Origin of the sequence: Pseudomonas sp. WP18, from assembly GCF_036689585.1 — a bacterium.
In the GTDB taxonomy this organism is placed as follows: Bacteria; Pseudomonadota; Gammaproteobacteria; order Pseudomonadales; family Pseudomonadaceae; genus Aquipseudomonas; species Aquipseudomonas chlororaphis_E.
Genome location: NZ_CP144758.1, coordinates 2,139,692 through 2,158,556 on the forward strand (window position 1 = coordinate 2,139,692; position 18,865 = coordinate 2,158,556).

Annotated in this window: 23 protein-coding genes and 1 tRNA gene; 18 read left to right on the top strand and 6 right to left on the bottom strand. The window is 60.2% G+C overall.

All coding sequences use genetic code 11. The features are described from left to right. Positions 1-2: 2 nt before the first annotated feature. Positions 3-281, bottom strand: coding sequence for a DUF1654 domain-containing protein (locus tag V5F23_RS09435; protein ID WP_042730074.1), 279 nt, complete (start codon positions 279-281; stop codon positions 3-5). A gap of 283 nt (positions 282-564) precedes the next feature. Here V5F23_RS09435 and V5F23_RS09440 point away from each other — a divergent pair, with 283 nt between their 5' ends. From V5F23_RS09440 to V5F23_RS09470, 7 genes are read left to right on the top strand one after another with little or no spacing between them, the layout of a single operon-like run. After that, on the top strand, positions 565-1,521 hold the full coding sequence (locus tag V5F23_RS09440) for a sugar ABC transporter substrate-binding protein (protein ID WP_042730060.1): 957 nt from the start codon (positions 565-567) through the stop codon (positions 1,519-1,521). Positions 1,522-1,577: 56 nt separating this feature from the next. Continuing rightward, complete coding sequence (locus tag V5F23_RS09445; RefSeq protein WP_338498158.1) at positions 1,578-3,131, top strand: sugar ABC transporter ATP-binding protein; 1,554 nt, start codon at positions 1,578-1,580, stop codon at positions 3,129-3,131. Further along, a complete protein-coding gene (locus V5F23_RS09450; protein WP_042730062.1) occupies positions 3,128-4,105 on the top strand; it encodes an ABC transporter permease in 978 nt (325 codons plus the stop codon). Before V5F23_RS09445 ends, V5F23_RS09450 begins: the two co-directional genes overlap by 4 nt. A gap of 3 nt (positions 4,106-4,108) precedes the next feature. Then, a complete protein-coding gene (locus V5F23_RS09455) occupies positions 4,109-5,128 on the top strand; it encodes a LacI family DNA-binding transcriptional regulator (RefSeq protein ID WP_042730063.1) in 1,020 nt (339 codons plus the stop codon). A 23-nt stretch (positions 5,129-5,151) separates the two neighbouring features. Then, positions 5,152-6,066: a ribokinase gene (rbsK, locus tag V5F23_RS09460; RefSeq protein ID WP_338498161.1), complete on the top strand. Its 915-nt coding sequence runs from the start codon at positions 5,152-5,154 to the stop codon at positions 6,064-6,066. Next, positions 6,063-6,467 (top strand): D-ribose pyranase, encoded by a 405-nt coding sequence (gene rbsD / locus V5F23_RS09465; RefSeq protein WP_042730065.1) that lies wholly within the window; start codon positions 6,063-6,065, stop codon positions 6,465-6,467. The genes rbsK and rbsD overlap by 4 nt, the downstream gene beginning before the upstream one ends. A 44-nt stretch (positions 6,468-6,511) precedes the next feature. Next, positions 6,512-7,540, top strand: coding sequence for a nucleoside hydrolase (locus V5F23_RS09470; protein WP_047737254.1), 1,029 nt, complete (start codon positions 6,512-6,514; stop codon positions 7,538-7,540). Between the two features lie 60 nt (positions 7,541-7,600). Here V5F23_RS09470 and V5F23_RS09475 read toward each other — a convergent pair whose 3' ends face one another. Next, positions 7,601-7,798: a hypothetical protein gene (locus tag V5F23_RS09475; RefSeq protein WP_042730067.1), complete on the bottom strand. Its 198-nt coding sequence runs from the start codon at positions 7,796-7,798 to the stop codon at positions 7,601-7,603. Positions 7,799-7,927: 129 nt separating this feature from the next. On the opposite strand from V5F23_RS09475, the gene V5F23_RS09480 reads away from it, so the two are divergent. Continuing rightward, positions 7,928-8,233, top strand: a complete 306-nt coding sequence (locus tag V5F23_RS09480; RefSeq protein WP_042730068.1) for a hypothetical protein — start codon at positions 7,928-7,930, stop codon at positions 8,231-8,233. A 161-nt stretch (positions 8,234-8,394) separates the two neighbouring features. Beyond that, positions 8,395-8,709 carry an I78 family peptidase inhibitor gene (locus tag V5F23_RS09485; protein WP_042730069.1) on the top strand — a complete coding sequence of 105 codons (315 nt, stop codon included), beginning with the start codon at positions 8,395-8,397 and terminating at the stop codon, positions 8,707-8,709. 68 nt (positions 8,710-8,777) lie between these two features. Here V5F23_RS09485 and V5F23_RS09490 read toward each other — a convergent pair whose 3' ends face one another. Then, a complete protein-coding gene (locus V5F23_RS09490) occupies positions 8,778-8,990 on the bottom strand; it encodes a cold-shock protein (RefSeq protein ID WP_003192493.1) in 213 nt (70 codons plus the stop codon). Between the two features lie 289 nt (positions 8,991-9,279). Then, complete coding sequence (locus V5F23_RS09495) at positions 9,280-9,582, bottom strand: hypothetical protein (RefSeq protein ID WP_042730070.1); 303 nt, start codon at positions 9,580-9,582, stop codon at positions 9,280-9,282. Between the two features lie 375 nt (positions 9,583-9,957). Between V5F23_RS09495 and thrS the strand changes: the two genes are divergently transcribed. From thrS to V5F23_RS09540, 9 genes are all read left to right on the top strand, one after another. Further along, the gene (gene thrS, locus V5F23_RS09500; protein ID WP_042730071.1) at positions 9,958-11,880 is read left to right on the top strand and encodes a threonine--tRNA ligase; all 1,923 of its coding nucleotides are present in this window, start codon (positions 9,958-9,960) and stop codon (positions 11,878-11,880) included. Further along, positions 11,880-12,431: a translation initiation factor IF-3 gene (infC, locus tag V5F23_RS09505; RefSeq protein WP_172679675.1), complete on the top strand. Its 552-nt coding sequence runs from the start codon at positions 11,880-11,882 to the stop codon at positions 12,429-12,431. Before thrS ends, infC begins: the two co-directional genes overlap by 1 nt. A 60-nt stretch (positions 12,432-12,491) precedes the next feature. After that, the gene (gene rpmI, locus V5F23_RS09510; RefSeq protein ID WP_002553160.1) at positions 12,492-12,686 is read left to right on the top strand and encodes a 50S ribosomal protein L35; all 195 of its coding nucleotides are present in this window, start codon (positions 12,492-12,494) and stop codon (positions 12,684-12,686) included. 30 nt (positions 12,687-12,716) lie between these two features. Then, the gene (gene rplT, locus V5F23_RS09515) at positions 12,717-13,073 is read left to right on the top strand and encodes a 50S ribosomal protein L20 (RefSeq protein WP_024779372.1); all 357 of its coding nucleotides are present in this window, start codon (positions 12,717-12,719) and stop codon (positions 13,071-13,073) included. Positions 13,074-13,182: 109 nt separating this feature from the next. Further along, on the top strand, positions 13,183-14,199 hold the full coding sequence (gene pheS / locus V5F23_RS09520; protein WP_042730072.1) for a phenylalanine--tRNA ligase subunit alpha: 1,017 nt from the start codon (positions 13,183-13,185) through the stop codon (positions 14,197-14,199). A 36-nt stretch (positions 14,200-14,235) separates the two neighbouring features. Next, on the top strand, positions 14,236-16,614 hold the full coding sequence (gene pheT / locus V5F23_RS09525; protein ID WP_042730073.1) for a phenylalanine--tRNA ligase subunit beta: 2,379 nt from the start codon (positions 14,236-14,238) through the stop codon (positions 16,612-16,614). Between the two features lie 3 nt (positions 16,615-16,617). After that, positions 16,618-16,920: an integration host factor subunit alpha gene (ihfA, locus tag V5F23_RS09530; RefSeq protein WP_002553164.1), complete on the top strand. Its 303-nt coding sequence runs from the start codon at positions 16,618-16,620 to the stop codon at positions 16,918-16,920. Then, positions 16,901-17,257 carry a MerR family transcriptional regulator gene (locus tag V5F23_RS09535; protein WP_003179985.1) on the top strand — a complete coding sequence of 119 codons (357 nt, stop codon included), beginning with the start codon at positions 16,901-16,903 and terminating at the stop codon, positions 17,255-17,257. The genes ihfA and V5F23_RS09535 overlap by 20 nt, the downstream gene beginning before the upstream one ends. A 91-nt stretch (positions 17,258-17,348) precedes the next feature. After that, positions 17,349-17,425 (top strand) — tRNA-Pro (locus V5F23_RS09540). A gap of 89 nt (positions 17,426-17,514) precedes the next feature. Here the strand turns inward: V5F23_RS09540 and V5F23_RS09545 are convergent. Both V5F23_RS09545 and V5F23_RS09550 read right to left on the bottom strand, forming a co-directional pair. Next, positions 17,515-18,627, bottom strand: a complete 1,113-nt coding sequence (locus tag V5F23_RS09545) for a phage integrase Arm DNA-binding domain-containing protein (RefSeq protein WP_123578678.1) — start codon at positions 18,625-18,627, stop codon at positions 17,515-17,517. After that, entirely contained in the window at positions 18,627-18,839 is a 213-nt protein-coding gene (locus tag V5F23_RS09550) for a hypothetical protein (RefSeq protein ID WP_053151185.1), read from the bottom strand. Before V5F23_RS09550 ends, V5F23_RS09545 begins: the two co-directional genes overlap by 1 nt. Positions 18,840-18,865 lie beyond the last annotated feature (26 nt).

Here is an 18,865-nt window from a genome sequence, read left to right on the forward strand (position 1 = left end):
GCTCAATCTTCCTTCGGCACAACCCAGAAAACCTGCACACCGCCATCGTCGCGATAGGCGAGGGTCACGTTGTCGTTCTCGTCGATTTCTTCCAGCAGGCGTTCCCACTCATCCACCGGCTCATCGGGAAGACGGAAGATCAGGGCGGCCTTGGCTTTTTGAGCGGTGGGACCGTTGATGATTTTCGAGACGCGAAGGGCGAGTCGTGCGTAGGCGTCTAAAGGGGAAGTTGCAGCGGAGGGCGGGGCCACAGGATTATCCTTATTAAGCTGTACGTGCATACAGTATTTAACCGTAGGCATTTACGCAACTACTTAAAATTCAAGAAAATCGTCTGACAGCGCTTTTGGCGTTTTGATGTAGGAGGAGAATTTTTATTTGCAGACGCGACAGATAAAGCCGACCGCTGTACCTTCAACCGATGGCCTCGGCCGGGCACTCGATCGCGCCTATCGCGACGTTGACAAATCAGCAAACCCTTACCATAGTTCACTTCACGCAAACGTTTGCGCGGCGTTCCGTGCAATGATTTGCCCACAATAATCATAAGATCGGAGTGAACCCATGAAGTTGCCATTCGCTGGACGTCTCCTCGCTGTCGCCATGCTCGCGGCCGCATCCGCTGCGCTGCCTCTCTCCTCGGCATTTGCCCAGACCGCTGAAAAACCCAAGGTCGCTTTGGTCATGAAATCCCTGGCCAACGAGTTCTTCCTCACCATGGAAGACGGCGCCAAGGCCTATCAGAAGGAACACTCCGCCGATTTCGAGTTGATCTCCAACGGGATCAAGGATGAAACCGACACAGCCAACCAGATCCGTATCGTCGAGCAGATGATCGTGTCCAAGGTCGATGCACTGGTCATCGCACCCGCCGATTCCAAGGCGATGGTGCCGGTGATCAAGAAAGCCGTCGACGCCGGTATCACGGTTATCAACATCGATAACCAACTCGATCCCGCCGTGGTCAAGAGCAAGAACATCAATGTGCCGTTCGTAGGCCCGGACAACCGCAAGGGCGCCCGCCTGGTCGGTGAATACCTGGCCAAGCAGCTCAAGGCCGGTGACGAAGTCGGCATCATCGAAGGTGTTTCCACCACCACCAACGCCCAGGCGCGCACCGCAGGCTTCAAGGACGCGATGGAAGCGGCGCAGATCAAGGTCGTGTCCCTGCAATCGGGCGACTGGGAAATCAACAAGGGCAACCAGGTGGCCGCCTCGATGCTCAGCGAATACCCGGACATCAAGGCGCTGCTGGCCGGCAACGATAGCATGGCGGTCGGCGCCGTCTCGGCCGTGCGCGCGGCGGGCAAGGCGGGCAAGGTCCAAGTGGTCGGCTACGACAACATCAATGCCATCAAGCCGATGCTTAAGGACGGTCGCGTCCTGGCCACGGCCGACCAGTTCGCTGCCAAGCAGGCGGTGTTCGGCATCGAGACGGCCCTGAAGATGCTCAAGGGCGAGAAAGTCGACAGCGGTGCCAACGGCGTGATCGAAACGCCGGTCGAGCTGGTTACGAAGTAATCATCCTGGCGATGTAGCGGTGCTCGCCCATCCGGGCGAGCGCATGGAGAGTCTTTATGTCCGTTTTTGACCCGAACGCTGTCCTGTCTGTCAGCGGCATCGGTAAAACCTATGCCCAGCCAGTACTGACCGGCATCGACCTGACGTTGATGCGCGGGGAAGTGTTGGCGCTGACCGGTGAAAATGGCGCCGGCAAAAGCACCTTGTCCAAGATCATCGGCGGGCTGGTGACGCCGACGACCGGGCAGATGCAATTTCTGGGGCAGGACTATCGTCCCGGCAGCCGTACCCAGGCGGAAGAGTTGGGCGTACGCATGGTGATGCAGGAGCTCAACCTGCTGCCGACCCTTTCCGTGGCGGAGAACCTGTTTCTCGACAATTTGCCCAGTTGCGGTGGCTGGATCAGCCGCAAGCAATTGCGCAAGGCAGCCATCGAGGCCATGGCCCAAGTGGGTCTCGACGCGATCGATCCGGACACGCCGGTGGGTGAGTTGGGCATCGGCCACCAGCAGATGGTCGAGATCGCCCGCAACCTGATCGGCGATTGCCGTGTGCTGATTCTCGACGAGCCGACCGCCATGCTGACGGCGCGGGAAGTCGAGATGCTGTTCGAACAGATCACCCGCCTGCAGGCTCGGGGCGTGTCGATCATCTACATTTCCCATCGCCTCGAAGAACTGGCACGGGTGGCCCAGCGCATCGCGGTGTTGCGTGACGGCAACCTGGTCTGCGTCGAGCCGATGGCCAACTACAACAGTGAGCAACTGGTGACCCTGATGGTCGGCCGGGAGCTGGGCGAGCATATCGACCTGGGCCCCCGCCAGATCGGTGCGCCGGCACTGACGGTCAAGGGCCTGACCCGTTCCGACAAAGTCCGCGATGTGTCCTTCGAAGTGCGCAGCGGCGAGATCTTCGGCATCTCCGGCCTGATCGGGGCCGGGCGTACCGAGCTGTTGCGGTTGATCTTCGGTGCCGATATCGCCGACAGCGGCAGCGTGGCGCTGGGTTCGCCAGCCAAGGCGGTGAGCATTCGCTCCCCGGCCGATGCGGTGGCCCACGGTATCGCGCTGATCACCGAAGACCGCAAGGGCGAAGGCCTGCTGCTGACTCAATCCATCGCCGCCAACATCGCGCTGGGCAACATGCCGGAGATTTCCAGTGCCGGCGTCGTCAATGGCGATGCAGAGCTGGGCCTTGCGCGGCGGCAGATCGATGCCATGCGCATCCGCAGTTCCAGCCCTACGCAATTGGTGTCCGAGCTGTCGGGCGGCAATCAACAGAAGGTGGTGATCGGCCGCTGGCTCGAACGCGACTGTTCGGTGCTGCTGTTCGACGAGCCAACCCGTGGCATCGACGTCGGCGCCAAGTTCGACATTTATGCGTTGCTCGGTGAACTGACTCGCCAGGGCAAGGCGCTGGTCGTGGTGTCCAGTGACCTGCGCGAGCTGATGCTGATCTGCGACCGGATCGGCGTGCTCTCCGCCGGGCGCCTGATCGACACCTTCGAGCGCGACAGCTGGACCCAGGATGACTTGCTGGCGGCCGCGTTCGCCGGCTACCAGAAACGTGATGCGTTGCTCAACGAGGCAGCGCCTAGGGAACTCTCATGAAAACCGTATCCGCCGTCGGTAAATCGAGTGGCAACTTCTATGGCCTGGGCACTTACCTGGGCCTGGCCGGCGCGTTGCTGGCGATGGTCGCGCTGTTCTCGACCCTGAGCAGCCATTTCCTGTCGTACGACACCTTCAGTACCCTGGCCAACCAGATTCCCGACCTCATGGTGCTGGCGGTCGGCATGACGTTCATTTTGATCATCGGCGGCATCGACCTGTCGGTGGGGTCGGTGCTGGCGCTGGCGGCCTCGACCGTCAGCGTGGCCGTCCTCGGCTGGGGCTGGAGCGTCTGGCCGTCGGCCTTGCTCGGCATGGCCGTGGCGGCGCTGGCGGGCACGGTCACCGGCTCGATTACCGTGGCATGGCGGATCCCGTCGTTCATCGTCTCCCTCGGCGTGCTGGAAATGGCCCGGGGCCTGGCGTACCAGATGACCGGCTCGCGAACCGCCTACATCGGCGATTCCTTCGCCTGGCTGTCCAACCCGATTGCCTTCGGCATTTCCCCTTCCTTCATCATCGCCTTGCTGGTGATCTTCATTGCCCAGGCCGTGTTGACCCGCACGGTGTTCGGTCGCTACCTGATCGGCATCGGCACCAACGAAGAGGCCGTGCGCCTGGCGGGCATCAATCCAAAGCCCTACAAGATCCTGGTGTTCAGCCTCATGGGCCTGCTTGCGGGTGTTGCGGCGCTGTTCCAGATTTCGCGCCTGGAAGCCGCAGACCCGAACGCCGGTTCCGGGCTCGAATTGCAGGTGATCGCGGCGGTGGTGATCGGCGGCACCAGTCTGATGGGCGGGCGTGGCTCGGTCATCAGCACCTTCTTCGGCGTGCTGATCATCTCGGTGCTCGCGGCAGGCCTGGCGCAGATCGGCGCCACCGAGCCGACCAAGCGCATCATCACCGGTGCGGTGATCGTGGTGGCGGTCGTGCTCGATACCTACCGCAGCCATCGCGCCAGTCGGCGAGGCTGAACCATGGCAACGATCAAGGATGTGGCGGCGCTCGCGGGGATCTCCTACACGACCGTGTCCCACGTGGTGAACAAGACGCGGCCGGTCAGTGAGGAGGTGCGGCGCAAGGTCGAGGCGGCCATCGAGCGCCTGGACTATGTGCCCAGCGCGGTGGCCCGTTCGCTCAAGGCCAAGACCACCGCGACCATCGGCCTGCTGGTGCCCAATAGCCTCAACCCTTACTTCGCCGAACTGGCCCGGGGCATCGAGGACTACTGTGAGCGCAACGGTTACTGCGTGATCCTGTGCAACTCCGACGACAACCCGGACAAGCAGCGCAGTTACCTGCGGGTGTTGTTGGAAAAACGCATTGACGGCCTGATCGTCGCCTCGGCCGGCGGCGATGTTGGCCTGGTCGAAGGCTTGACCGGGGTGCGCACACCCATGGTGATCGTCGACCGTGGGCTCGACGGCATCGACGCCGACCTGGTGCGCATCGATCATGAGTTCGGCGCGTACCTGGCGACCCGCCACCTGCTGGAGCTGGGCCATCGGGACATCGCCTTCATCGGCGGGCCGGCCGACACCAGTGTGGCGCAGATGCGCCTGGCGGGTTACTGCCGGGCGCTGGAAGAGGCGGGGATCGAACGGCCGGTCGAACACATGCTTGAAAGCGATTTCACCAGCACCGGTGGCTACCGTGCCGCCGCCGAACTGCTTGACCGGCAGCCGCCCAGCGCGATCTTCGCGGCCAACGACATGATCGGCATCGGCGTGCTGCGCGCCGCCGCTGAGCGCAACGTGCGCGTGCCCAGCGAATTGTCGGTGATCGGTTTCGATGACATCCAGATGAGCCGCTACGTCTACCCGGCGTTGACCACGGTCGGGCAGTCGATCCTGCAACTGGGCGAAATGGCCGCCGAGGTGCTGCTGCGCCGCATCGCGACGCCGGGCCTCGCCACTGACCAGCGGATCGTGACGCCCAGCATTGTCTTGCGAGAGTCGACTGCGCCGCTGTCCGGCACATTCGCCCAATACCGCTGAACCGAATTGATGAGTACTGATGTATGCCAGCAAAAGTAGTGGTAATAGGCAGCCTGAACATGGACCTGGTCACCCGGGCACCGCGCCTGCCCCGTGGCGGTGAAACGCTGATCGGCCAGTCGTTCTCCACCATCCCCGGCGGCAAGGGCGCCAACCAAGCGGTGGCGGCCGCGCGCCTGGGCGCGCAGGTGGCCATGGTCGGGTGCGTGGGCAGCGATGCCTACGGCCAGCAATTGCGTGGAGCACTGCTGGACGAGGGGATCGATTGCCAGGCGGTCGGTGTCGTGGAAGGCTCCAGTGGCGTGGCCCTGATCGTGGTCGATGACAACAGCCAGAATGCGATCGTGATCGTGGCCGGTGCCAACGGTGCGCTGACTCCCGCCGTGCTGGACAGCGTCGATGAGGTGCTGCAAGGCGCCGATGTGATCATCTGCCAGCTCGAAGTGCCGGACGCCACCGTGGGGCACGCCCTCAAGCGTGGCCGCGAACTGGGCAAAATCGTCATTCTCAACCCGGCACCGGCGTCCCATGCGTTGCCGGCGCACTGGTACGGCTACGTTGATTACCTCATCCCCAATGAAAGCGAAGCCGCGGTCCTCAGCGGGTTGGCGGTGGACTCCCTGGACACCGCCGAAGCCGCCGCGACGCAGTTGATGAGTGCGGGCGCCGGCAAGGTGATCGTGACCCTGGGGGGCCAGGGCCTGATGTTCGCCAACGGCAGCAGCTTCGAGCATTTCCCGGCGCCGCGGGTCAAGGCAGTGGACACCACGGCGGCAGGCGATACCTTTGTCGGTGGTTTCGCCGCCGCCCTGGCGAGCGGCAAAAGCGAGGTCGAGGCGATTCGTTTCGGCCAGGTTGCCGCCGCGCTGTCGGTCACCCGCGCGGGCGCGCAGCCCTCTATCCCCACCTTGCAGGAAGTACAGGCGTTCAAGGCATGAAAAAGACTCCGTTGTTGAATGTGGCACTGTCGCGACTGATCGCTTCGCTGGGTCATGGCGACAAAGTGGTGATCGGCGATGCCGGCCTGCCGGTGCCGCCAGGCGTCGAGTTGATCGACCTGGCGTTGACCCATGGCATTCCTGATTTTGTCAGCACCCTGAAAGTGGTGCTCAGTGAGATGCAGGTGGAAAGCCATGTCCTGGCCGAAGAAATCCTCGAGAAGCAACCCGCGGCCCTGACGACACTGGATGCCCTGCAGGCCGAGGGTGCGCTGGGCACGCGGACGATGGTCAGCCACGAGCAGTTCAAGATTCTTAGCCGACAGGCTCGGGCGATCATTCGCACAGGAGAATGCTCTCCGTACTGCAACATCGTGCTGATCGCCGGGGTCACGTTCTAACCCGTCGTTGTCGAGTTCTTTCAGCCTTGCACAAGGAGTGCGCCATGCACCGCTATGCTCAGAAAATGCATCACCTGTTCCGGAGCCTGCTGCTTTTGTCCCTGATCACCGCTACGAGCGCCCACGCGGCGGAAAAAATCGACTTGATCATCGACACCGATCCTGGCGCCGATGACGTGGTGGCGCTGTTGTTCGCCCTGGCTTCGCCGGAGGAACTGAACATCCGCGCCCTGACCACCGTCGCCGGCAATGTGCGCCTGGACAAGACCTCGCGCAACGCTCGCCTGGCGCGGGAATGGGCAGGGCGCGAAGAGGTGCCGGTCTATGCCGGGGCGCCGAAGCCGCTGATGCGTACGCCGATCTACGCCGAGAATATCCATGGCAAGGAAGGCCTGTCGGGCGTCACCGTGCACGAGCCGAAGAAAGGCCTGGCCAAGGGCAACGCCGTCAACTACTTGATCGACACCCTCAAGGCCGCCAAACCCCATAGCATCACCATTGCCATGCTCGGTCCGCAGACCAACCTAGCGTTGGCGCTGGTCCAGGAGCCCGACATTGTCCAGGGCATCAAGGAAGTGGTGATCATGGGCGGCGCGCACTTCAACGGCGGCAACATCACGCCGGTGGCTGAGTTCAACCTGTTCGCCGATCCCCAAGCGGCCGAAGTGGTGGCCAAGAGCGGGGTGAAACTGACGTACCTGCCGCTGGATGTGACCCACAAGATGCTCACCAGCGAAGCGCGCCTGAAGCAGATCGCGGCGGTCAACAACAATGCCAGCAAACTGGTCGGCGACATCCTCAACGAATACATCAAGGGCGACATGGAGCACTATGGCCTGACTGGTGGCCCTGTGCATGATGCGACGGTGATTGCCTACCTGCTCAAGCCACAACTGTTCACTGGTCGTTCGGTCAATGTCGTGGTCGACAGTCGCGAGGGCCCGACGTTCGGCCAGACCATCGTCGATTGGTACGATGGCCTGAAAGCGCCGAAGAACGCCTTCTGGGTCGAGAACGGTGATGCCCAGGGCTTCTTCGACTTACTGACCGAGCGCCTGGCGCGGCTCAAGTAAGCGGTCTCAAGCAACAGACCTGTGGGGCCCGTTCGGCTCCCACGGGTTGTTCATGTCGCCTCAATCCACCGCATCGATCAGGCTCGGATAGCGCTCGAATGCCTGCTGGATAAAGCCGCGGGCGACTTCCGTTCCCAACTCCTTCACCAACAGTTCTATGCCGATGATCGCCAGCTCTTCCGGGCTGCTCGGGCTATAGGAACTGTGGCCCTCCGACCATTTGGCCTTGATGGTGGCTTCGATGCTGAGGGTGCTCATGGTGATGCTCGCGCGTTGGAGGGCTGTGGGCTGAGTTAAACATTTTTGCCCGGGGTTTGGCACTGCGACTTAGGCATCAGGGGAGGGCTGTGCGACACTTGGCCTTTGATTCTTTCAGGGAGAGCTGCAGTGCAGATCGATTTGAACGCGCCAGGCGGCCTGACCTTGGAGGCGGTTCGCCAATTGCTTGCCTCAGCCAGCGATGATGAGCATACCCAGCTGCGTGTGACCCGGGAGGGCATCGCCTACCTGTCGTCGGGTGTGGTCGGTGGCACCGATATCGGTGGCTTGCTGTTCCGCCTCGAGACCTGGGCGAAAGGTTCCGGCTACGTGGGGTGGGTCGCCGCCAGCGATGAGGTCTGGGTGATGCAGATCTATAACGCGCTGAAAGACAACTGGCCGAATCCACCCTTCGATTACATCGACGTTTACTGAGCGGCGTTCATATTCAGTCACGATTGAGCGCTGAACGGGGCGTTGGCCTCAGGCAAACTGCCGGTTTTCGCAGGTGGCAGGCTGATAGGGCCGGTGTTGAAACCAAAGCGCCGTTTAGGCTGTCGCACGTTCTCTGTTTATTTATCAAGAAAGGAGGCTTCATGCCTTGGAAGCTTGCGTCATTGAGTACTGCGCTGGTCGTTGCGCTCTTGAGCGGTTGCAGCAGCACATCCGAGTCGACCCCCGATCCAGTGGCCACCGAAGCCGGTAACGGCCGCTGCGACGCCAAGGGCGCTGAATTCGCCATTGGCAAGCAGGCCTCGCCGCAATTGCTGGAGCAGGCCCGTACGCGCGCCGGGGCGCAGAACGCTCGCATCCTCAAGCCCAATGACATGGTGACGCTCGAGTACCGTTCCGATCGGCTGAACCTCACGACCGATGCCAAGCTGGTGGTCAATCGAGTCAACTGCGGCTAAGCGTAAGGTTTACCGCCGCCCATAAAAAACCCCGTCACATGGACGGGGTTTTTTAGCGCGCCGAGAAATTACTCTCCGCGAACCTGTGCAGCTTGCATACCCTTTTGGCCTTTCTCAGCCACGAAGGAAACGGTTTGGCCTTCTTTCAGGCTCTTGAAACCGTCGCTTTCGATAGCTTTGAAGTGTACGAACAGGTCGTCACCGCCACCTGTAGGAGTGATGAAGCCGAAGCCTTTTTCATCGTTGAACCATTTAACGGTGCCGGTTTGGCGATTAGACATGGTGTATCTCCAAGAAACATATATTTTCAGTGTACTGTGCTGCTCAGGCCAACTGGGCACACCTGGGTATCATAGTCGAAATGTTCGATTTGGGAGCCCCCCGCAGGCGCTGTTTGCCAATCAGTCGTGTTTTCTTTACCGTCTGAACACGCTGGAAGCCCCGGTTTTAAAGGCTGTCAGCGGAAAGTAAAGGCGATAAAAAAAGCTGTAAAACCTGCGTTAATCGTCGGAAAAAAGGCTGATTCGGCAGGTTTTATCGATTCAGGGTCACCTCAAAAGCCTGCCTGGCTCACTTTTTCGCCGGAGCCTGGGCCTTGCATTTGGCGATTTCACCGAGGGCTTTGCGTTGCAGGGCCTCGGGTGCCTTGTTGTCCATCAGGGCCTGGATATCGGCGGCCGGGTAGGACTTGATCGCATCGGCGCCGCACGCACAATGGGATTTGGCCGCCGCTTCTCCGATCTGTGGTGTAGCCGCTTGGGTGCACTGGGCCATGTATTTGTCGCGCTCGCCCTTGGGCCAGTCGGCATGGGCGGACAGCGGAAGCAGCAGGACAAGGGGGGCGACGGCTGCGAGCAAGGTATTCAGACGCATGCGAAGATGCTCCTTTTGGGTCAATGTCTTGTTATCTGAGGCGTTGGGCTCGTTTCAGTTCAGCACTGTGGCATAAAAACCGTGGATTTACGCTGGCGGCGATTCGAGCGCGGCGATGACCGTTCATCTGTGCTAGCATGCCGGGCTCGGGTATTTTCAAGGCCCCGGATGACCACGGGTCCCGGTGGCGGCAAATGTTCGATTTAACCCTGATTTGAATCCCAGTCACTCTGGTTCGGTTTCCACGGTTGGCCGCAAGGCTCCTGCCGCTGTAAGGCAGGCGTTCGTCATTGAATGGCCTGGACTGGATCTTGTACTGGCTCATCCCAACCCACGTGACCTTTGGTAGGGGTCACCACTAGGAGAGGAGGCGCCATGCCAACTATTACTCTTCCCGACGGCAGTCAACGTTCATTCGACCACCCGGTTTCCGTAGCCGAGGTCGCCGCATCCATCGGTGCGGGCCTGGCCAAGGCCACACTGGCCGGCAAGGTCAACGGCAAGCTGGTCGACGCCAGTGACGTCATCGACAGCGACGCTACGCTGCAAATCATCACGCCCAAGGATGAAGAGGGGCTGGAGATCATTCGCCACTCTTGCGCGCACCTGGTCGGTCATGCGGTCAAGCAGCTGTACCCGAGCGCGAAGATGGTCATCGGGCCGGTCATCGACGAAGGCTTCTATTACGACATCGCCTTCGAGCGTCCCTTCACGCCGGAAGACATGGCCGCCATCGAACAGCGCATGCAGCAGCTGATCGAGAAAGATTACGACGTCATCAAGAAGGTCACGCCGCGCGCCGAAGTCATCGAAGTGTTCAAGGCCCGTGGCGAGGACTATAAGCTGCGTCTGGTGGAAGACATGCCGGACGAGCAGGCCATGGGCCTGTACTACCACGAAGAATACGTCGACATGTGCCGTGGCCCGCACGTGCCCAATACCCGCTTCCTGAAATCCTTCAAGCTGACCAAGCTGTCCGGCGCCTACTGGCGTGGCGATGCCAAGAACGAGCAATTGCAGCGCGTCTATGGCACGGCCTGGGCCGACAAGAAGCAACTGGCAGCCTACATCCAGCGCATCGAGGAAGCCGAGAAACGCGACCACCGCAAGATCGGCAAGCGCCTGGGCCTGTTTCACACCCAGGAAGAGTCGCCGGGCATGGTGTTCTGGCACCCGAACGGCTGGACCCTGTACCAGGTGCTCGAACAGTACATGCGCCAGGTCCAGCGTGAAAACGGCTACCTGGAGATCAAGACGCCGCAAGTGGTGGACCGCAGCCTGTGGGAAAAATCCGGGCACTGGGCCAACTACGCCGACAACATGTTCACCACCCAGTCGGAAAACCGCGACTACGCGATCAAGCCGATGAACTGCCCTTGCCACGTGCAGGTGTTCAACCAGGGGCTCAAAAGCTACCGCGAGCTGCCGATGCGCCTGGCCGAGTTCGGTGCCTGCCACCGCAACGAGCCATCGGGTGCCTTGCACGGCATCATGCGCGTGCGCGCCTTCACCCAGGACGACGCGCACATCTTCTGCACCGAAGAGCAGATGCAGGCCGAATCCGCCGCGTTCATCAAGCTGACGATGGACGTCTACCGTGACTTCGGCTTCACCGAAGTCGAGATGAAGCTGTCCACTCGTCCGGAAAAACGCGTCGGCTCCGACGAATTGTGGGATCGCGCCGAGGCGGCACTGGCCGCAGCCCTCGACAGCGCGGGCCTTGCGTACGAGCTTCAGCCGGGCGAGGGGGCCTTCTACGGTCCGAAGATCGAATTCTCGCTGAAAGATTGCCTCGGTCGCGTGTGGCAATGTGGTACCTTGCAGCTCGATTTCAACCTGCCGATCCGTCTGGGCGCCGAATACGTGTCCGAAGACAACAGTCGCAAGCACCCGGTCATGCTTCACCGCGCGATCCTCGGTTCCTTCGAGCGTTTCGTCGGGATTCTGATCGAGCACTACGAGGGCGCGTTCCCAGCGTGGCTGGCGCCGACCCAGGCAGTGATCATGAATATCACTGATAAACAGGCAGATTTTGCCGCCGAGGTCGAAAAAACTCTCAACCAAAGCGGATTTCGTGCCAAGTCTGACTTGAGAAATGAAAAGATCGGCTTTAAAATCCGCGAGCATACTTTGCTCAAGGTTCCCTTTCTCTTGGTTATCGGAGATCGGGAGGTCGAGATGCAGACTGTCGCTGTGCGTACTCGTGAAGGTGCTGACCTGGGCTCGATGCCCGTCGCCCAATTCGCCGAGTTTCTCGCGCAAGCGGTTTCCCGGCGTGGTCGCCCAGATTCGGAGTAATTATTATTAAGCGTGATATGAGACAAGATAAACGAGCTGCACCGAAAGCCCCGATCAACGAGAATATCTCGGCACGCGAGGTTCGGTTAATTGGCGCTGACGGCGAGCAGATTGGCATCGTCTCGATTGATGAAGCGCTTCGAATTGCTGAAGAAGCCAAGCTTGATCTGGTAGAAATTTCCGCAGACGCAGTCCCACCGGTATGTCGGGTGATGGACTACGGCAAGTCGATCTTCGAGAAGAAGAAGCAGATTGCCGCGGCGAAGAAGAACCAGAAGCAGATTCAGGTAAAAGAAATCAAGTTTCGTCCAGGGACGGAGGAAGGGGATTACCAGGTAAAACTGCGCAACCTGGTACGTTTCCTGAGTGACGGGGACAGGGCCAAGGTATCCTTGCGATTCCGCGGCCGTGAGATGGCCCACCAGGAGCTGGGGATGGAACTCCTCAAGCGGGTTGAACAAGACCTGCTCGAGTACGGTTCGGTCGAACAGCATCCTAAGATGGAAGGACGCCAGCTGATCATGGTCATCGCCCCGAAAAAGAAGAAGTAATCACCAGGGCACGGCAGGCCTTGCGATTATGTTTATCAACTGAATGCGGAGTATCCGAACATGCCAAAGATGAAAACCAAGAGTGGTGCTGCTAAGCGGTTTCTGAAAACTGCTAACGGTATCAAGCACAAGCACGCTTTCAAGAGCCACATCCTGACCAAAATGTCGACCAAGCGTAAGCGTCAACTGCGCGGTAGCAGCTTGCTGCATCCGTCTGACGTGGCAAAAGTCGAGCGCATGCTGCGCCTTCGTTAATTTTTGGATCAAGAATAGAGGAAGTAACTCATGGCTCGTGTAAAGCGTGGCGTCATTGCCCGTAAGCGTCACAAGAAAATTATGAAACTTGCTAAAGGCTACTACGGTGCGCGTTCCCGCGTATTCCGTGTTGCCAAGCAAGCCGTAATCAAGGCAGGCCAATACGCCTACCGTGACCGTCGTCAGAAAAAACGTCAGTTCCGCGCTCTGTGGATTGCTCGTATCAATGCTGGTGCTCGTACCAACGGTCTGTCCTACAGCCGTTTGATCGCTGGCCTGAAAAAGGCGTCCATCGAGATCGACCGTAAGGTTCTGGCTGATCTGGCAGTGAACGAAAAAGCGGCGTTTGCTGCGATTGTCGAGAAAGCTAAAGCCACCTTGGCTTAAGTACCCCCGGCAGTCACCGGGGTCCACCTCTGTGGGCCTGGGTGTTAAACGTCATAAATAGGGGAAGAGCCTTAAAGCTCTTCCCCTATTTTGTATCTGGAGTCTGTACATGGAAAACCTGGATGCGCTGGTCTCTCAAGCACTAGAGGCTGTGCAAAGCGCTGAAGATATCAATGCCCTGGAGCAAATCCGGGTTCACTACCTTGGTAAGAAGGGCGAGTTGACTCAGGTGATGAAGACCCTGGGGAACCTGCCGGCCGAAGAGCGTCCGCAAGTCGGTGCGCTGATCAACGTCGCCAAGGAACGTGTCACAGAAGTCCTCAATGCGCGCAAGGCGTTGTTCGAGGAGGCCGACCTGGCTGCCAAGCTCGCCGCCGAGTCCATCGACGTGACCCTGCCTGGCCGTGGCCAGACCTCCGGCGGCCTGCATCCGGTAACCCGGACCCTGGAACGCATCGAGCAGTTCTTCACCCATATCGGCTACGGCATTGCCGAAGGCCCCGAGGTCGAAGACGACTACCACAACTTCGAAGCGCTCAACATCCCAGGCCACCACCCGGCCCGGTCGATGCATGACACCTTCTATTTCAATGCGAACATGCTGTTGCGCACCCATACCTCGCCGGTACAGGTCCGCACCATGGAGTCGCAACGTCCGCCAATCCGCATCGTCTGCCCGGGCCGTGTGTATCGCAGCGACTCCGATATCACCCACTCGCCGATGTTCCACCAGGTCGAAGGCCTGCTGGTAGATCGCGACATCAATTTCGCCGACCTCAAAGGCACCATCGAAGAGTTCCTGCGGGTGTTCTTCGAAAAAGAGCTGGCGGTACGTTTCCGCCCTTCGTACTTCCCGTTCACCGAGCCATCCGCCGAAGTCGATATGGAATGCGTGATGTGCAGTGGCAAAGGCTGCCGTGTCTGCAAGCAGACGGGCTGGCTGGAAGTCATGGGCTGCGGCATGGTTCATCCGAACGTGCTGCGCATGTCCGGGATCGATCCGGAAGAATTCTCGGGTTTTGCTTTCGGCATGGGCGTCGAACGTCTGGCCATGCTGCGTTACGGTGTGAATGACTTGCGCCTGTTCTTCGACAACGACTTGCGGTTCCTTGCGCAATTTCGCTAGGTCGCGGGCCCGTAACGAATCTATTAGGAGAGCAGGATGAAATTCAGTGAACAATGGCTGCGCGGCTGGGTAAGCCCGCAGGTTAGCCGGGACGAGCTGGTTGCTCGCCTGTCGATGGCCGGCCTTGAGGTCGATAGCGTAGCGCCGGTTGCCGGCGCGTTCAGCGGTGTGGTGGTGGGCGAGGTGCTGAGCACCGAGCAGCATCCGGACGCTGACAAGCTGCGGGTCTGCCAGGTCAGCAATGGCGCGGAGACCTTCCAGGTCGTCTGCGGCGCGCCAAACGTGCGCCCGGGCCTGAAGATCCCGTTCGCCATGATCGGTGCCGAGCTGCCGGGCGACTTCAAGATCAAGAAAGCCAAGCTGCGCGGCGTCGAGTCCAACGGTATGTTGTGCTCCCAGGCCGAGCTGCAGATCGGCGAAGGCAACGATGGCCTGATGGAGCTGGCAGTCGATGCGCCGGTCGGCCAGGACATCCGTGAATACCTGAGCCTGGACGATGCGAGCATCGAGGTCGACCTGACGCCGAACCGTGGGGACTGCCTGTCCCTGGCCGGCCTGGCCCGTGAAGTCGGCGCGCTGTACGCCACGGCGGTGACACGTCCGGTGGTCGCGCCCGTGCCGGGTGTGCACGATGAAGTGCGTTCGGTCGAAGTGCTGGCTCCCTCGGCATGCCCGCGTTACCTGGGTCGTGTGATCCGTAACGTCGATCTGTCCAAGCCGACGCCGCTGTGGATGGTCGAGCGCCTGCGCCGCGCCGACGTGCGCAGCATCGACGCCGCCGTCGACATCACCAACTACGTGATGCTGGAGCTGGGTCAACCGCTGCATGCGTTCGATCTCGCCGAAATCAATGGCGGCATCCGTGTCCGCATGGCTGAAGAGGGCGAGAAACTGGTATTGCTGGATGGCCAGGAAGTGTCCCTGCGCAGCGATACCCTGGTGATTGCCGACCATTCCCGCGCCCTGGCGATTGCCGGCGTGATGGGTGGCGAGCACAGCGGTGTCTCCACGACGACCCGTGATGTGTTCCTTGAGAGTGCGTTCTTCGACCAGATTGCGGTCGCTGGCAAGGCGCGTTCCTACGGCCTGCACACCGATGCCTCGCACCGTTACGAGCGTGGCGTGGACTGGCAACTGGCCCGTGAAGCCATGGAGCGCGCCACTGGCCTGCTGCTGGAGATCACAGGCGGCGAAGCCGGCCCGATCATTGAAACCGTCAGCGAACAGCACCTGCCCAAGATCGCTCCGGTCACCCTGCGTGCCCAGCGCATTTCCCAGATGCTGGGCATGGACATGGACGCCAGCGAAGTCGAGCGTCTGCTCAGTGGCCTCGGCCTGGGCATCAGCGCCGACGGAGCAGGGCAGTGGCGTGTGGAGGTGCCCAGCCACCGCTTCGATATCAGCCTGGAAGTCGACCTGATCGAAGAGCTGGCCCGCCTGTACGGCTACAACCGTCTGCCGGTCCGCTACCCGCAAGCCCGCCTGGCCCCGCAGGCCAAGGCTGAAGCCCGTAGCGGCCTGCCGGAACTGCGGCGCCTGCTGGTGGCCCGTGGGTACCAGGAAGCGATCACCTACAGCTTCATCGATCCGCGCCAATTCGAGCTGTTCAGTCCCGGCGTCGAGCCGCTGTTGCTGGCCAATCCGATCTCCAACGACATGGCGGCCATGCGCTCGTCATTGTGGCCGGGTCTGGTCAAGTCGCTGCAGCACAACCTGAACCGCCAACAGGATCGCGTGCGCCTGTTCGAAAGCGGCCTGCGCTTTGTCGGTCAGTTGGACGGCTTGAAGCAGGAGCCGATGCTGGCCGGTGTCGTCTGCGGCAGCCGCCTGCCGGAAGGTTGGGCGCAAGGTCGCGACGGCGTCGACTTCTTCGACGTCAAGGCTGACGTGGAAGCGGTCCTCGGTTTCGCCGGTGCGCTCGACGCGTTCACTTTCGTGCCGGGCAAGCATCCGGCCCTGCACCCGGGGCAGACTGCGCGCATCGAGCGGGATGGGCGTGAAGTCGGTTATGTCGGCGCCATTCACCCTGAACTGTCGAAAACCCTGGGCCTCGATCGGCCGGTGTTCGTCTTCGAGCTGATCCTGGCCGAAGTCGCACTGGGGAAAATGCCGAAATTCCAGGAGTTATCGCGCTTTCCTGAAGTACGTCGTGACCTGGCCTTGCTGGCTGATCGCGAAGTGGCGGCCAGTGCTGTATTGGACGTAATTCGTGAAAATGCAGGCGAGTGGCTGACGGACCTCAGGCTATTTGACGTGTATCAGGGTAAAGGCATTGATCCGCATAGAAAAAGCCTTGCAGTCGGCTTGACCTGGCAGCATCCATCGCGCACTCTTAACGACGATGAGGTGAATACCGCAACGCAAAACATCCTCACCTCGCTCGAAACCAGGTTGAACGCCACGTTAAGGAAGTGACGTATGGGGGCTCTGACGAAAGCTGAGATGGCGGAACGTCTGTATGAGGAGCTGGGCCTGAATAAACGGGAAGCCAAAGAACTGGTTGAACTGTTTTTCGAAGAAATCAGGCACGCTCTGGAAGACAACGAACAGGTCAAGTTGTCCGGTTTCGGCAATTTTGACCTGCGGGACAAACGCCAGCGGCCTGGCCGCAATCCAAAAACGGGAGAAGAAATCCCGATCACGGCTCGCCGTGTGGTCACCTTTCGTCCAGGGCAGAAGTTGAAGGCCCGAGTTGAGGCTTATGCTGGAACCAAGTCATAACGACGAGCTACCCGTCATCCCAGGCAAACGCTACTTCACCATCGGTGAAGTCAGCGAGCTGTGTGCGGTAAAACCGCACGTGCTGCGCTATTGGGAGCAGGAGTTTCCTCAGCTCAACCCGGTCAAGCGCCGCGGAAACCGCCGGTACTATCAGCGACAGGACGTGCTGATGATCCGGCAGATCCGCGCGCTGCTCTATGACCAGGGCTTCACCATCGGCGGCGCACGCCTGCGCTTGTCGGGTGACGAGGCCAAAGACGACACCACCCAGTACAAACAAATGATCCGCCAGATGATCGCCGAGCTTGAAGATGTGCTGGTGGTGCTCAAGAAATAAAATTTCTGCTTTTAAATACTTCCAGTTTTCAAAAGCTTGCGATATATTCCTGAGCGTTCCGCTGAGAAGCGAAACAAGATTCACGCCTAGTCGGGGCGTAGCGCAGTCCGGTAGCGCACTAGCATGGGGTGCTAGGGGTCGAGTGTTCGAATCACTCCGTCCCGACCATATTTCCTGAGTAAAATCAGACACTTAAGCCGATCAGATGGATCGGCTTTTTTGTGCCTGCGCAAAACCCGCGCAAAACTTGCGCAAAACTACCCGGTGATTTCGCTGATATTCAGGTCAGGGATTGCCTCTGACCAGACGATTTCTGCGTGGTCTTTCTGGTAGTTCTTCGTCATGGTCTCGCTGGCGTGGCCGGCGATCTTCTGACCGTCTTTTCCGGCTTTCTGATACAGGTGCAGCGACAATGCTCGCACTTCGTGGAAGCCCGGCATTTCCTCTTCCTTCCATCCCGCGTAGCAGTTCGCCGCCTCCCTGGCTTCCTTGAATGCACGCGTCAAATATCGCTCCTCGACCTGGGTCCAGTGATCCTTCGTCTGCGCCTGCTTCTGTTTCTTGCGATCAGGCCGTCGGTGAACCAGGTAAGGGGAAACGATGTCATCCCGGCATCGGCTGATTACGGCCTGGAGCTCATCGGTTACCTTGAACCGGATCCAGGCCGCGTCGCTGGCCTTGGCCGTTTTCTGCTGCACCACATACAGAAAGCCCTCCCGAACCCCATCGAATCGCATGTTAAGGATGTCTGTGCGGCGCTGCGCCGTGATCAGGGCCAGGTCAATTGCGTTCTGCAGCCAGGCCGGCGACTTCTCACGGATGGCTTTCAGCCCCTCTACGGTGTGCCGTCTACGCTGCTTCTTCTCGATCCGGTTGATGGTGCTGGCCGCTGGGTTGTCCGGGCACAGGCCTTTGGCTGCCGCATGGTTGAAGATGTCGATCAGCAGGGCCCTGCACTGGTTGGCCGTGCGCGGGGTGAGAGCGTCCAACATTTCCGCAATCATGCGAATCGTAATCTGGTCGACGGCTTTGCCTTCAAAGTGTTTCCGAAACCGCCGGAAGTGGACGGCGTACAGGCCAAGGGTGCCTTTTGCCAGCTCGCGAGGCGGCAGGACGTCGCGCTCGTAGATGTCGAGGAAGGCCGCGAAAGTCTCTGAAGACTTGCCCAGGACGGCGCCGACCAGATCCGCCCCGCGCATGAATTCCAAGTTCAGCTGCTTCGCTGCATCTATCGCCTTGATGCGATCGGTACCAAACTGGAACCACTTACCGTCGGTGGGCCGCCGGTAGCGGTAGCTGGAACGCCGCGAGTCGAAGTACAGGTTCTGCGGAAGATTCTTGTTCGCCTTGTTGCGCGGCCGTGGGACCATCATGCAGCTCCTTTCAACACCATTGCCACCAGGTCATTGCCTTCCGCACGGCTGTATGCCGTCCAATCAACGTACCAGAGTTTGCCGATCTGCTCGCCGGGTACTTGACCGTTGCGGATGTAGTTGCGGATCGCCTGGGGGCACGGTGGGGTGCCGTTCTCGCCCCAGCGCCGGCGCTGGAACTCACTGATCTTGATCAGCTCTTTTTTCATTGGGATGCTCCATGCCGCGCGTAGCG